The following is a 13,286-nucleotide window of genomic DNA, read 5'->3' as shown; positions in this document are numbered from 1 at the left end:
GCAAGAGGGGCCCTTCTCGTTGTACTGCCGCCGGCTCAGCGCCAGCTGTGCGGGGCGCGGAAGCCGCCCTCGCGCTCCAGGCGGCGCCAGCCTGCCTTCGGGCGGCTGCGGTGGGTCGGGGCGTCAGCAGGGGCGGCCGCCGCGCGGGCCAGGAGGATGGCCGTGATGGCGGCGACTTCCTCGGGCTCGGCGTGGCCCTTCTCGACACGAATGTCAGGGGTGCTCATGGGCGTCAGTCTCCGTGAGAGAGGTTTCCGCGGGGGTACCGCAGAGGATCCGCGGGGTTACTGCGGGGGGTTGCCGTGCTTGCGGGAGGGCAGGTCGGCGTGCTTGGTGTGCAGCATCGCCAGGGACTTGATCAGAACCTCGCGGGTTTCCGCCGGGTCGATGACGTCGTCCACCAGGCCGCGCTCGGCCGCGTAGTAGGGGTGCATCAGCTCGGACTTGTACTCCTTGACCATGCGGGCCCGCATGGCCTCGGGGTCCTCGGCCTCGGCGATCTGGCGGCGGAAGATGACGTTGGCCGCACCCTCCGCACCCATCACGGCGATCTCGTTCGTCGGCCAGGCGTACGTGAGGTCCGCACCGATGGACTGGCTGTCCATGACGATGTACGCACCTCCGTAGGCCTTGCGCAGGATCAGGGAGATCCTCGGCACGGTCGCGTTGCAGTAGGCGTAGAGCAGCTTCGCTCCGTGCCGGATGATCCCGCCGTGCTCCTGGTCGACGCCCGGGAGGAACCCGGGGACGTCCAGGAAAGTGATGATCGGGATGTTAAAAGCGTCGCACATCTGGACAAATCGTGCAGCTTTTTCCGACGCCTCGATGTCCAGGACCCCGGCCAGGGACTGCGGTTGGTTGGCGACGATGCCCACCACCTGGCCGTCGAGACGGGCCAGCGCGCAGATGATGTTGCGAGCCCAGCGCTCGTGGACCTCCAGGTAGTCGCCGTCGTCGACGATCTCCTCGATGACCTTGGTCATGTCGTACGGCCGGTTGCCGTCGGCCGGGACCAGGTCGAGCAGGACCTCGCCGCGGCGCTCGGCCTCGTCGCTCGGCTCCACCCGGGGCGGGTTCTCGCGGTTGTTCTGCGGGAGCATCGACAGCAGGTAGCGCACCTCGGCGAGGCACGTCTCCTCGTCGTCGTAGGCGAAGTGCGCCACACCGGACGTCTCGGCGTGCACGTCCGCGCCGCCGAGGCCGTTCTGGGTGATCTCCTCGCCGGTGACCGCCTTGACGACGTCCGGGCCGGTGATGAACATCTGCGAGGTCTCGCGGACCATGAACACGAAGTCGGTGAGGGCGGGGCTGTAGGCCGCGCCGCCCGCGCACGGGCCGAGCATCACGGAGATCTGCGGGATGACCCCGGAGGCCTTGGTGTTGCGCTGGAAGATGCCGCCGTAGCCCGCGAGGGCCGAGACGCCTTCCTGGATACGGGCGCCCGCGCCGTCGTTCAGGGACACCAGCGGCGCCCCGGCCGCGATGGCCATGTCCATGATCTTGTGGATCTTCGTGGCGTGGGCCTCGCCCAGCGCGCCGCCGAAGATGCGGAAGTCGTGGGCGTAGACGAAGACCGTACGGCCCTCCACCGTGCCCCAGCCGGTGATCACGCCGTCCGTGTACGGCTTCTTGGCCTCCAGGCCGAAGCCGGTCGCCCGGTGCCGCCGCAGCTGCTCGACCTCCCGGAAGGTACCGGGGTCAAGGAGCAGCTCGATGCGCTCCCGCGCGGTCAGCTTGCCCTTGGCGTGCTGCGCCTCGGTCGCCTTCTCGCTGGGGCCGGCCAGCGCCTGCGCACGAATCTCGTGCAGCTCGGCGACCCGCCCGCGCGCGTCCGTCGGCTCACCCGTCGGTTCACTCGTCGACTCGTCCGTCGACTCACCCGGCGCCTCTTCCAAAACGGTCATGTAGCGACCTTACGAAGCCCACCAAGAAAAGCTCGCCGTCGACTCCGTACAGTCTCCGGACCGTTTTCCTGGTACCCCTGAACAGAACCTCGCCGCCATGCAGCCGTTCCGACTGCTCAGAGGGCCCGGCGCTTGTAGGGGTCGTACAAACTCATCCGGTGAGAGTCACCTCACATCGATGGGTGGCACATGCCCTCCCAGGGGTGACCCGAAGGCGCAGTCGGCGGTCTGCGGAGATCACCTCGACCGCGTCGTCCGCGCGGATCACCGCGCCGACCGGGTGGTCCCAGGTGATCTCCAGCGGCTCGCCGGTGCGGGGCGGTTCGCTCACGCAGAGGGTAGCGGTGCGGCCGCGGCGCCGGACCAGCACGCTCGCGCCGGCGGACGCGGTCAGTCCGCCCGCGGTCCCGGCCTGCCAGAAGGTGGCGGCCGTGAGGCCGAGAGAGGGGACGCGGACGGCCTGGCAGGTGCCGTCGTTGGCGAGGACCGACAGCCAGTGCCGGTCGGCGGCGCGGGCGGCCACCGTACGGCGGGTGGCTCCGGGCAGGAGGACGTAGACGTACGAGGCGTTCACCGGGTCGGTGCCGTGGTCCAGCCAGAGGGTCTGCCAGCGGCGGGTGCGGCGCGGCCATCAAGGCGGCCGTGAGCAGCACGCCTCGGCGGGTAGGCCCGCGTCCGCGTCCGGGTATGGCGAAGGGGCGACGGAAGGGTCGGCGCCGGGGGTTCATGACCGTCTCACGCAAACACTCCGCGGAAGACGTTGCTGCGCGCTCGGAATAGGTCTACGGTCGCTCCTGTTGGCATGGTTGAATATTCAACATCAACGGCAAGGAGCAGTCTGATGAGCATCTTCGGCCGCAAGGACACCACCGACACGACCGCCGCGGCGCCCGCCGCCGTGAACCCCGACCTGGCCGCACTGACCGGCGACTACACCATCGACGCGTCCCACTCCGCGCTCGGCTTCGTCGCCCGGCACGCCATGGTCACCAACGTCAAGGGCAAGTTCCTCGACTTCAGCGGCTCGCTGCACCTCGACGGCAGCGACCCGTCCGCGTCCACGGCGTCCATCGACGTCAAGATGGACAGCATCGACACGGGTTCCGCGGACCGCGACGGTCACCTCAAGAGCTCGGACTTCTTCAAGACGGACGAGTTCCCGACGATGACCTTCCGCTCGACGTCGGCGGAGGCCCTGGGCGGCGACGACTACCGCATCACCGGCGACCTCAGCGTCCTCGGCGTCACCAAGCCGATCACCATCGACCTCGAGTTCAACGGCGCCGCGAAGGACCCCTTCGGCAACGAGCGCGTCGGCTTCGAGGGCAAGGCGGAGATCATCCGCTCCGAGTGGGGCCTGACCTGGAACGCGGCGCTGGAGACGGGCGGCGTCCTGGTCTCCGACAAGATCAAGCTGAACTTCGACATCTCGGCGATCAAGAACGCGTGAGGCTGCCGGCGGCAACGCCGGTGACCCCTTCGCGCCACCCGGCCTTCGGCCTTCGAGCGCACCCGCTCTCCACTCCGGCGCACCGGGAGGGCGGGCGCTCGGCGTGTCATCCCTGAGCCAATTTCTTGACGGTTGCCGTGAGTTGGACCTCGCGACTCTCCGGGGTACGGGCGCGCAGCACGGGGAGCATGGTGAGGTACTGGTCGGTCTTGCCGAGGCGTTCGAACGCGGCCTTGGCTCGCGGGTTCCGCTCCAGGGCCGCGGCCAGGTCGTCGGGGACCGTGGCCTCGCGTTGGGACTCGTACGCCGCGTCCCATCTGCCGTCGGCCTTGGCGGCCGCCACCTCGGTGAGTCCGGCGGGGCGCATCCGGCCGGCCGCCGTCAGTTCCGCCACCCGCCGGACGTTGACCATCGACCAGAGGCTGCCGGGGCGGCGCGGGGTGATCCGTTGCAGGTAGTGCGTCGCGTCGAGGCTCCTGCGCTGACCGGTGATCCAGCCGTGACACAGGCTCACGTCGTTGACCTCGGCGGCGGTGACGGAGGGCAGGCCCGAGGACCTCTTGGCGACCTTCACCCAGAGGCCGGGGTGGGGCGCGGGGTGGGCGGCGAGCCAGGCGTCGAGGTCGGTCGCGGTGTCGAAGGCTCGGGGCTGCGGGTCTTCGGGGGCGGTCATGGGGACACCGTAGGCGGGGAGTAGGCCAGGAACGGTCCTCGTTGGGTCTCGGGTTCACTCACCCGAGAGGCGGCCGGTGAGCGCTGCGCGCGTGGCTGAATCACACCCCTTGTGCCGGTGCTCACGGCGTTCCCATAATCCAGCAACAGATTTGACCTGCCCATGCCAGCACATGGGCATTTGTTTGTGGTTGCGATGTCATGCGCACGTCAATTCTGTGTTTCGTCCGCACGTGCTGCACGGTCCCCAGGTCAACCCCCCACGGAAGGCATCACGTTGAAGAGACTCCTCACGGCCCTCAAGAGATGCGCGGCCGTCGGCGCCGCCGCCCTCGCGATCGCCAGCCTTCAGCCCGTCTCGACGGCCACCGCCGCCCCCGCGCCCGTCGTCGGCGGAACCCGCGCCGCGCAGGGCGAGTTCCCGTTCATGGTCCGGCTCTCGATGGGCTGTGGCGGTGCGCTGTACACCCAGCAGATCGTGCTCACCGCCGCGCACTGCGTGGGCGCGACCGGCGCCAACACCAGCATCACCGCCACCGCCGGTGTCGTGGACCTGCAGTCCACCAGCGGCCGGGTCCAGGTCCGGTCCACCTACGTCTACCGGGCGCCCGGCTACAACGGCACCGGCAAGGACTGGGCGCTCATCAAGCTCGCCTCGCCCATCAACCTGCCGACACTGAAGATCGCCACGACCAACCAGTACAACACCGGTACGTTCACCGTCGCCGGATGGGGGTCGGCCTCCGAGGGTGGGGCACAGCAGCGGTACATGCTCAAGGCGAGCGTGCCGTTCGTCAGTGACGCCACGTGTCGTTCCTACAGCGGGTACAGCGGCCTCGTCGCCTCCGAGGAGATCTGCGCCGGATACGCGTCCGGGGGCGTCGACACCTGCCAGGGCGACTCGGGCGGGCCGATGTTCCGACGGGACAGCGCCAACGCCTGGATCCAGGTCGGCATCGTCAGCTGGGGCATAGGCTGCGCCCGGCCCAACGCGCCCGGCGTCTACAGCGAGGTCTCGACCTTCGCCTCCGCGATCGCCTCGGCCGCGTCGTCGCTCTGACGCGCGGCTGTCTCGCCTCGTCTCGTATCTCGTACGCACGTTCGCGGGTCCGGTGCGCTTTGTGCCGGGCCCGTGTTCGGTGGTTTCGCCCCCGCCGCCCCTACCCGTCCCATCCCCAGGGGCGCTGCCCCTTCGACCCCGCCAGGGGGCTCCGCCCCCTGGACCCCCGACCTCGCCCACCCACCACCCGACTCGGTGGGTCGAGAGGTGAACCAATCAAGAGACCGAGACGGGTGGTGGGTGGGCCTAGGCCCGGGGGTCTGGGCCCCCAGGGACGCGCACCCCCGCCGCGGGATGGGCACAGGACGCGTCAGAACCCTCCGCCGAAGTCCCCGCCGCCTCCGAAGTCGCCGCCGCCGAAGCCGCCGCTGAAGTCGTCGGTGTTGAAGTCCGCGCCGGAGACGTCGCCGCCCTCGTAGCCGGCGGCGCCGAAGTCGCCGTAACCGGAGCCGTAGTCGGCCGCGTAGGCCGGGGTGGCCATCATGCTGCCGAGCATGGTGCCGATGAGGAGGCCGGGCAGGATGCCGCCGCCGAAGTAGCCGCCGGCCCAGGGGCCGTAGGCGGGGCCCGCGTCCCAGTAGGGGCGGCGGCCCCGGTCGGTGTCGACCTCGCGGATCACCGGGTCGCGGCCGTCGGCCAGGCGGGTGCGGTCCGCCGCGCAGACCGGGACCTCTCGCGGGGCGCCGTCCACCGGTGTCCAGGTCACGTCGGCGACCGAGGGGCCGTGGCGCGGGTCGAAGAAGCAGGGCGCCCGGCGTTCGGGCAGCGGTCGGCCCTCGCGGCGGGCGGCGAGTTTGGCGAGGGAGAAGCGGCCGTCCTCGATGGACTGGGTGACGGCCCGGACGTCCTCCGGTTTCACGGCCTGGGCCATGAACGTCTTCGCCTTCTCGTACGAGTCGAGCGCGCGCTCGTAGTCCTCGCGCATGGCGTCGGTCGCGCCCGGCTCCCCGGGGTGGAAGTCCAGACGGTCCAGCTCCTCGCCGAAGGCGGTGATGTCCTCGTCGACCACGACCCGCAGCTTCTCCAGCGCGGCCCGCTGCTCCTCCTCGTGCCGGCGCCGCCTGCGCCGGACCAGTGCGTACGCGCCACCGCCGCCGGCCACCAGGACCGCACCGGCGGTGATCAGGGCGGTGGTGGATCCGCCGCCGTCGTTGTCGGTGGAGTCCCAGGCGGAGGGGGCCGCGCCGCCCATGTTGGTCAGGGCGCGGTCGGCGAAGTCGTCCAGCTGGGTCTCGGTGTCCTTCTCGGTCGCGACGCTGCTGACGAGGTTGTCCACGGCGGCCGACGGCAGGACCGACGAGTCGGCCTGGGCGTCGAAGCGGTCGCCGACGCGGATCGCGTACAGGCCCGTGATGCCGGTCGCGGTGCGCAGGTCGGTGAAGAGCTTCTCCGTGGGCTGGTCGGCAGGCAGGACCGCCACGAACAGGGCCTTGTCCGCAGCCCTGATCTGCTCGGACAGTGCGTCCGCGTCCGCGGACGACAGCTGGTCGGCGGCGGCCGGGGCGACGTAGACCGGGTCCTCGCGGAGGGCCTCGGCGATGGTCGAGACGTCGGTGGCCGCCAAGGCGCGCGGGGCGCCCGCCATGAGGACCGCCAGAGCGGTCAGGACGGCGAGCGCCAGTGCGGTCAGCAGTCCGACGGGGCCTCGGACGGGGTTCGCGGCCTTCATACCTCGAAACTACCCGAAAGGCTCACAATCAGACATACGTGCGGCGGAGGCTGTCAGGACGCCCGGTACGCCGTCGTCAGCTTCTCCACCGCCTTTCCGTACCGCTCGGTCAGCAGCAGATGGTCCGCGTCGGCGAAGGGTTTCGCGACCGCCGCCGTGATGTCCTGGCCCACCTTCTGCTGGACGACCAGCCGAGCCTTGGTCACGAGCGCGCGTCCCGCCTCCTCCGCGCCGGCCTTCTCGGCCACGGCGGCCGCGACGGCGAGCGCCTTCAGCGTCGTCGCCCCGCCCTCCGGTGCCTTGCCGAGCGTCGTCAGGAAGTCGTGGGTGAAGCCGCCGTAGCCGCTGATGTCGTAAGTGCCGGTGAGCACCTTGTCGCCCTCGGGGGCGTCTTCGCGGGCGGTGAGCCGGAGGGCGGGCGGGTCGTCGGTGTCGCTGCCCCAGGTGAAGATGCCTTCGGCGGGTGGATTCGCGAAGGGGACTTCGCCTTCGAAGCGGTCGATGGCGACGGGGGCCCCAACTTCACCGTGACTCCCGGCACTTGGACCGCGTTCCTCACGCTGGCGCGGCGGGAAAGGCACGTTTGGGGGCGATGGCCGCCGGGGGGACGAGTGGTGGGCCATGAGGCCGAGAAGGAACCGCGCACTCAACCCAAGTTGTACGACCGCAACGAGACCGGTGCGCAACGGTGGTCGTGCGGCGCTGTGACCAGTGGTGTGCTCAGGTCAGCAGCGCGAGGGGGGCAGGGATGAGACGGTACGTCGTCGCGGTAGCCGGAGTGGTCGCCGCCGTAGGACTGTTGAGCGGGTGCGGGGCGGAGATCCTGCCGTTGGTCGCGGTGCGGCTGGACGGTCAAGGCAGACCTCAGGCCGTCGTAAGAACCTGCGGCGACGACCTGATCCAGGGCCTGTCGCTCTCCGGGGCGCCGGACGAGGAGGAGTCCGGGGAGTTGCTGTCCGGGTGGAATGTGGCCGGCAAGCGGCGTGGTGCCGACGCCGAGTTCCCGCTCTTCTCTCCGCCCGCCGCCTGGCACGCCCGGGCGGTCGGGCCGCAACGGCTCGTGTCGTCGTACACCTATGAACTCGGCTTCGGAAAGGCGGAGTTCAACTACGAGTACACCGGCATCGTCACGTTCCGGGCGAGCGATCTCGCCGTGCTCAAGACGGCGCAGGTATGGGCCGACGGCCGGGCCATGAGCCTCGACGAGTTCGAGGAACTCGCCGAGGACTCGTGTTGAGCAGTGGCTACTCCGCGGGCTCCACGCCCGCCCGCAGCAGCCCGTACGTGTAAGCGTCCTCCAGGGCCTGCCAGGACGCGGCGATCACGTTCTCGGCGACGCCCACCGTGGACCACTCCCCCGCCCCGTCGGACGTGGAGATGAGCACGCGGGTGGTGGAGGACGTACCGTGGACGCCCTCCAGGATGCGGACCTTGTAGTCGACGAGGTCGAGCTTGGCGAGCTGGGGGTAGATCTTCTCCAGCGCGACCCTGAGGGTGCGGTCGAGGGCGTTGACGGGGCCGTTGCCCTCCGCCGTGGCGACGATGCGCTCGCCCTTGGCGTAGAGCTTGACCGTGGCCTCGTTGGCGTGGGTGCCGTCGGGGCGGTCCTCGACGATCGCGCGCCAGGACTCGACCTCGAAGTACTTGAGGGGCCTGCCCTCCACCTCGGCGCGCAGCAGGAGTTCGAAGGACGCGTCGGCCGCCTCGTACGTGTAGCCCTTGAGCTCGCGCTCCTTGACCCGGTCGACGACCCGCTGGACCAGCGCGCGGTCGCCGCCGAGGTCGATGCCGAGTTCCTTGCCCTTGAGCTCGATCGACGCGCGGCCGGCCATGTCGGAGACCAGCATCCGCATGGTGTTGCCGACCTGCTCGGGGTCGATGTGCTGGTACAGGTCGGGGTCGACCTTGATGGCGGAGGCGTGCAGGCCGGCCTTGTGGGCGAAGGCGGAGACGCCGACGTAGGGCTGGTGGGTGGAGGGGGTGAGGTTCACGACCTCGGCGATCGCGTGCGAGATGCGGGTCATCTCGCGGAGCTTGCCGTCGGGGAGGACCTTCTTGCCGTACTTGAGTTCCAGGGCCGCGACGACCGGGAAGAGGTTGGCGTTGCCGACCCGCTCGCCGTAGCCGTTCGCCGTGCACTGGACGTGCGTCGCGCCCGCATCCACCGCGGCCAGGGTGTTGGCGACCGCGCAGCCCGTGTCGTCCTGGGTGTGGATGCCGAGGCGGGCGCCGGTGTCGGCGAGGACCGTCGAGACGACCGCCTGGATCTGCGCGGGGAGCATGCCGCCGTTGGTGTCGCAGAGGATGACGACGGACGCGCCGGCCTCGGAGGCGGACCGGACGACCGCCTTGGCGTACTCGGGGTTCGCGCGGTAGCCGTCGAAGAAGTGCTCGCAGTCGACGAAGACCCGGCGCCCCTGCTCACGCAGGAAGGAAACGGTGTCGCGGACCATCTCCAGGTTCTCGTCCAGCGTGGTGCGCAGGGCGAGCTCCACATGCCGGTCGTGGGACTTGGCCACGAGGGTGATGACGTCGGCTCCCGAGTCCAGGAGTGCCTTGACCTGGGGGTCCTCGGCGGCCTTGGCGCCGGCCCTGCGGGTCGCGCCGAAGGCGACCAGCTTGGCGTGCTTGAAGTCGATCTCCTGCCGCGCGCGGGCGAAGAACTCGGTGTCCCTCGGGTTGGCGCCTGGCCAGCCGCCCTCGATGAAGCCCACGCCGAAGTCGTCCAGGTGCCGTGCGATGGCCAGCTTGTCCGCCACGGTGAGGTTGATGCCCTCCCGCTGGGCGCCGTCGCGCAGGGTGGTGTCGAAGACGTGGAAGGAATCGTCGAGTTCGCTGGGTTCGGTCATGGTGTCAAGGCTCCTGTGTCGGATCTCGGTCTGTACCGGAATGACCGGCTCCACCGTCCTCACATGGTCCCTCGCGCTCTCGCCTCCGGCTGCGGGTGGGCCAGAAAAGCGAAAAACCTCTCGCGGGTGCGAGAGGTCTGCGCGCGGGTCGAAGACGACGGTGTCCGCTCGTACCTGGTCGTACGGAGCGGTCACTGCGGACCGGCGCGCCTGCTGCCAATAATCGTGGCGAACGAGAGCACGGAGGCAGTCTGGCACAGACCGTCCCCGTGCTCACTGTCCGTCTCAGGATACGAGCACTGTGCTGATCATCGCAGGTGCCGTACGAAGGCGTCGGTGCCCTCGTTGGTGTCGCCGGCCGGGATCAGCGTCGAGTCGGACGACTGGAAGAGGACCTTGCGGGCGCCGTCGGCGATCCGGCCCGGCAGGACCTCGGCCGTCGCGGTGCCGCCGGTGGTGTCCGGGGTGGCCAGGGTCGTGGTGCCCTTCTTCAGGTCCCGCAGGTAGACGGGCCATTCCTTGCCGTACTGGCTGCCGGGCTCCGTCACCTCCGACATGAACGTGACGTACCGGCCGTCGGCGCTCACCGCGGCGTTGCGGGTGTAGACCTGGCCGGGTCCGCCCTGGGTGCCGTGGATGCGCTGGTTCTTCCCCGTGGCGATGTCGTGCACGAACACGTTCCAGCTGGCGTCGTTGTCCTCCGGGACGAGGTGGGTGTCCCGGGACTCGAAGACGACCGTACGGCCGTTGCCGCTGATGGACGGGTTCAGCGACTCCCGTTCGGTCTTCGAGCCGTCGTAAGAGCGGTCGATCTGGGTGTGCTTGCCCGTGGTGCGGTCGTACATCCAGACGTCGCCCCAGTCGTCGCCGCGCGGGCCGTTCGCGTAGTTGTACTGGTAGACGACACGGCGCCCGTCGTCGCTGACGGTGGGCCGGAAGGCGTTGCGGGGCTCCCAGGTGGGCTTCGGGTGGCTGATCCGCTCGGTGGTGCCGGCGACGCGGTCGCGCAGGAAGACCACGCTGGTGCCGTCGGCGGGATCCTGGAGCGTGTAGACGGCGTAACGGCCGTTGGGGCTCACGGAGACCTCGGCGGGCTGCCCGGTGAAGCCCTCGGGAACCTCGATGCCGAACCCGACGCGCTTGCCCGTGGCGATGTCATGGATCCACACGTCGGTGGTCGCGGCGTACTCGGCGTAGACGTAGCGGCCGTCGTTCAGGACCGCGACCAGGCCGCCGAAGCCTGCGAACCGGAGCTTCCCGGTGTGCGGGTCGCGCAGGTACATGCCGCCGTGCGGGACATTGGGGTCCAGGTCCTCGGCGTCCGAGGTGAGGGCGCTGTGGCGGCCGTTGCGGCTGATGACGGCGGTGCTCGTGGCACCGTTGCCCGCCTTGCCGTCCGGCGTGACGCTGATCGGCTCGGTGTGCGGGGCCCTGGGTGCGGCGCTCGCCGCGGGACCGGTCAGCGTCGCCGTGGCGGCGGCGAGGGCGACGGCGAGCGCGAGAACTCGCTTGTTGCGGTGCATGGTTGTTCCCCCGTAGTGGTTGCTGCTTGTCATTGTGCTGTCCGCAGGAAGACGTCCGACACCCCGTTGGTGTCCTGCTCCACCAGATCGGGTGACGCCGATTCGAACGCGACGACGGTGCCGTCGGCGTTGACGGACGGGTGCCGGGCCGGCAGGTCGTTGCGGCCGCCCCAGCGGTCGACGCTGATCAACTGCCGCTTGCCGGTGGCGAGTTCGAGCAGGTACACGGAACGGTCCGAGGTGTACGCGACCCGCGTGCCATCCCCGGAGAGCGAGGGCTGCGCGCCCTTGACCCGGGTCGTGGTCCCGGAGTCGAGGTCGCGGACGTGGACGTCCCGGCCCTGCCGGAAGGCGACCTTGCGCCCGTCCGCGCTCAGGGAGGGGGCCGAGGCCTGCGCTCCGGCCTTCTCCAGGGCGCCGGTGTCCAGGTCACGGACGTGGACATCGCCGCCCTGTTCGAAGGCGATGTACCGGCCGTCGTAGTTGATCGACGGGTTGCCCGCCGGCTCGCCCGTGGGCGCGCTGACCAGGTCGGTCGTCCCGCCGTTGAACTTGAAGCGGTAGACGCGGGGCTGGGGCGACGGGTCGGTCTCGGTGGCGGGGAGCGTGGCGGCATAGGTGATCCACTGGCAGGTGGGGTCCACGCTGGGCTGCCCCATCCACGTGAAGCGGACACCCTGGTAGGAGCCCAGCCGGGTCAGCTTGCCGACCGAGCGGTTGCGGATGTTGACCTCCGGGGCGCCGTCGGCCTCGGACGGGGCCACGTAGCCGACCATGCGTCCGCTGTAGCAGGGCGTCCCCTCGTGCGAGGGGCCCTGCGTACTGGAGTCGACCTGGGAGATGCCGCCGGGCGCGTTGACGAACACGCTCGTGCCCTTCGGGTCGTCGGTCCGCTGCGAGGTGAACGCGACGACCTTGCCCTCCCCCATCACCGGGTCGTGGGACGCCCCGGGGCGTTGCTGCCCGTCCGACGTCATGCTGATCCGTTCGGTGACGGACGGCATCGGGTCCGGGTTCTCCCGGAGCGCGCCCGAGAAGACGAACACGTCCGCCTCCCCGTTGGTGTCGCCCGCCACCAGGTGGGAGGCCCTCGAACCGAACGCCACCGCACGCCCCTGGGCAGCCAGCATCTCCGATCCCGGCTGGGTGTCCGCCGGAAGAGCCGCGCCGCGCCGGCCCGTCCGCAGGTCGCGCACCCGCATGCCGTCCTCGCCCGCGACGACCGCGTACCGGCCGTCCGCCGTGGCCGAGAAGGTCCGGCCCTCGGCCACGCGCCGTGAGTCACCTGTGCGGAGGTCGTGCACGTACAGGCCGCCGTCCGCGTCGAGGAGGACCCGGCGGCCGTCCGCGGTGATGCGGACCAGTGAGGCCTGGCCGAGGCCCGTGTCGACCTGGACATGCTCGCCCGTCGTCCGGTCCTTGACGAAGACGTCGTCCGGGTCCTCCTCGGTGGGCCCCTGGACCTGGTAGGCGACCCGCTCGCCGTCGCCGCTCACCGAGGCCCCGCGCTTGGAGCCCTCCTCGGCCGGTGAGACCAGTTCGTCGGTGCCGGTGGCCGTGTCGCGGACGTACAGGAGCCGGGTGTTCTCCGGCCCGTGGCGGTTGCCGATGGTGTACGCGACGTGCGTGCCGTCCGGACTGATCGACTCCACGCGGCCCAGCTCGTTGGAACCGGGCGGGTTCTCCGGCCACAGGCGCTCCGAGCGCCCGGTGGCGCGGTCGTACAGGTACGGGGCCAGGAACCGGGTGCCCGCGGAGTAGGCGATACGGCCCCCGTCGGCGCTCGGCATCGGCGAGCCGTACGTGTGGCCGCTGCCGAGGTCGATCCTGGTGACCCCGCCGGTGGCCAGGTCCTTCACGAGCAGGCACGACGAGAAGCGGGCGCAGCCGAAGCTCGGCGCGATGGACGTAAAGGCGATGTGCCGGCCGTCGGCACTGATCGCGGCACCGTTGGACGGCCCGTCGGCCTGGGTGCCGTCGGCGGCGGTACTGACTCGTTCGACGCGCGGTGTGTGCGGTGCGTGTGGTGCCGCGGTGGCATTCGGAACGGCTGTTCCGGCGAGCGCGAGCAGCAGCACCGCGCCTAAAGAGCATCTGGACACATGTACGGCTCTGGACATGTTCCCCCCTGTGGTCCCCGTTGACGCTTCACCCCCGGC

The 13,286-nt window shown here is 70.4% G+C and carries 10 protein-coding genes and 2 pseudogenes; 3 read left to right on the top strand and 9 right to left on the bottom strand.

Annotated features, from left to right (window positions below; genetic code table 11):
* Positions 1 to 35 precede the first annotated feature (35 nt).
* From QFZ76_RS35395 to QFZ76_RS35385, 3 genes and pseudogenes are all read right to left on the bottom strand, one after another.
* Positions 36 to 227 carry an acyl-CoA carboxylase subunit epsilon gene (locus tag QFZ76_RS35395; RefSeq protein ID WP_307677508.1) on the bottom strand — a complete coding sequence of 64 codons (192 nt, stop codon included), beginning with the start codon at positions 225 to 227 and terminating at the stop codon, positions 36 to 38.
* A 57-nt stretch (positions 228 to 284) separates the two neighbouring features.
* Positions 285 to 1,904, bottom strand: a complete 1,620-nt coding sequence (locus QFZ76_RS35390; protein WP_307677507.1) for an acyl-CoA carboxylase subunit beta — start codon at positions 1,902 to 1,904, stop codon at positions 285 to 287.
* 151 nt (positions 1,905 to 2,055) lie between these two features.
* Positions 2,056 to 2,529: pseudogene (locus QFZ76_RS35385) on the bottom strand (polysaccharide lyase beta-sandwich domain-containing protein); the annotation flags it as partial.
* A 216-nt stretch (positions 2,530 to 2,745) separates the two neighbouring features.
* On the opposite strand from QFZ76_RS35385, the gene QFZ76_RS35380 reads away from it, so the two are divergent.
* Positions 2,746 to 3,354 (top strand): YceI family protein, encoded by a 609-nt coding sequence (locus QFZ76_RS35380; RefSeq protein ID WP_307677506.1) that lies wholly within the window; start codon positions 2,746 to 2,748, stop codon positions 3,352 to 3,354.
* A gap of 106 nt (positions 3,355 to 3,460) precedes the next feature.
* Here QFZ76_RS35380 and QFZ76_RS35375 read toward each other — a convergent pair whose 3' ends face one another.
* The gene (locus QFZ76_RS35375; protein WP_307677505.1) at positions 3,461 to 4,027 is read right to left on the bottom strand and encodes a YdeI family protein; all 567 of its coding nucleotides are present in this window, start codon (positions 4,025 to 4,027) and stop codon (positions 3,461 to 3,463) included.
* A 276-nt stretch (positions 4,028 to 4,303) separates the two neighbouring features.
* Here QFZ76_RS35375 and QFZ76_RS35370 point away from each other — a divergent pair, with 276 nt between their 5' ends.
* Positions 4,304 to 5,086, top strand: coding sequence for a serine protease (locus tag QFZ76_RS35370; RefSeq protein WP_307677504.1), 783 nt, complete (start codon positions 4,304 to 4,306; stop codon positions 5,084 to 5,086).
* 310 nt (positions 5,087 to 5,396) lie between these two features.
* Here QFZ76_RS35370 and QFZ76_RS35365 read toward each other — a convergent pair whose 3' ends face one another.
* Entirely contained in the window at positions 5,397 to 6,755 is a 1,359-nt protein-coding gene (locus QFZ76_RS35365; protein ID WP_307677503.1) for a hypothetical protein, read from the bottom strand.
* A 317-nt stretch (positions 6,756 to 7,072) separates the two neighbouring features.
* Positions 7,073 to 7,336, bottom strand: a pseudogene (locus QFZ76_RS51895) (carbohydrate binding domain-containing protein); the annotation flags it as partial.
* A gap of 167 nt (positions 7,337 to 7,503) precedes the next feature.
* Here QFZ76_RS51895 and QFZ76_RS35355 point away from each other — a divergent pair.
* The gene (locus QFZ76_RS35355) at positions 7,504 to 7,992 is read left to right on the top strand and encodes a hypothetical protein (RefSeq protein ID WP_307677501.1); all 489 of its coding nucleotides are present in this window, start codon (positions 7,504 to 7,506) and stop codon (positions 7,990 to 7,992) included.
* Between the two features lie 7 nt (positions 7,993 to 7,999).
* Here QFZ76_RS35355 and cimA read toward each other — a convergent pair whose 3' ends face one another.
* The 3 genes from cimA to QFZ76_RS35340 all read right to left on the bottom strand — a co-directional run bounded on the left by cimA (position 8,000) and on the right by QFZ76_RS35340 (position 13,247).
* Positions 8,000 to 9,604, bottom strand: coding sequence for a citramalate synthase (gene cimA, locus QFZ76_RS35350; protein ID WP_307677500.1), 1,605 nt, complete (start codon positions 9,602 to 9,604; stop codon positions 8,000 to 8,002).
* A 308-nt stretch (positions 9,605 to 9,912) separates the two neighbouring features.
* A complete protein-coding gene (locus tag QFZ76_RS35345) occupies positions 9,913 to 11,127 on the bottom strand; it encodes a hypothetical protein (RefSeq protein WP_307677499.1) in 1,215 nt (404 codons plus the stop codon).
* A 29-nt stretch (positions 11,128 to 11,156) separates the two neighbouring features.
* Positions 11,157 to 13,247 (bottom strand): hypothetical protein, encoded by a 2,091-nt coding sequence (locus tag QFZ76_RS35340; protein WP_307677498.1) that lies wholly within the window; start codon positions 13,245 to 13,247, stop codon positions 11,157 to 11,159.
* Between the last annotated feature and the right edge of the window lie 39 nt (positions 13,248 to 13,286).

It is taken from the genome of Streptomyces sp. V4I2 (genome assembly GCF_030817655.1).
GTDB classification, from domain to species: Bacteria; Actinomycetota; Actinomycetes; order Streptomycetales; family Streptomycetaceae; genus Streptomyces; species Streptomyces plumbiresistens.
Note: the sequence above shows the minus strand (reverse complement) of the source record. Positions and strands in the feature narration are given on the sequence as shown.

Coding starts and splice junctions, on each gene's coding strand:
- QFZ76_RS35395 (WP_307677508.1), bottom strand. CDS start 227: ATGAGCACCCCTGACATTCGTGTCGAGAAGGGCCACGCCGAGCCCGAG.
- QFZ76_RS35390 (WP_307677507.1), bottom strand. CDS start 1,904: ATGACCGTTTTGGAAGAGGCGCCGGGTGAGTCGACGGACGAGTCGACG.
- QFZ76_RS35380 (WP_307677506.1), top strand. CDS start 2,746: ATGAGCATCTTCGGCCGCAAGGACACCACCGACACGACCGCCGCGGCG.
- QFZ76_RS35375 (WP_307677505.1), bottom strand. CDS start 4,027: ATGACCGCCCCCGAAGACCCGCAGCCCCGAGCCTTCGACACCGCGACC.
- QFZ76_RS35365 (WP_307677503.1), bottom strand. CDS start 6,755: ATGAAGGCCGCGAACCCCGTCCGAGGCCCCGTCGGACTGCTGACCGCA.
- QFZ76_RS35355 (WP_307677501.1), top strand. CDS start 7,504: ATGAGACGGTACGTCGTCGCGGTAGCCGGAGTGGTCGCCGCCGTAGGA.
- cimA (WP_307677500.1), bottom strand. CDS start 9,604: ATGACCGAACCCAGCGAACTCGACGATTCCTTCCACGTCTTCGACACC.
- QFZ76_RS35345 (WP_307677499.1), bottom strand. CDS start 11,127: ATGCACCGCAACAAGCGAGTTCTCGCGCTCGCCGTCGCCCTCGCCGCC.
- QFZ76_RS35340 (WP_307677498.1), bottom strand. CDS start 13,247: ATGTCCAGAGCCGTACATGTGTCCAGATGCTCTTTAGGCGCGGTGCTG.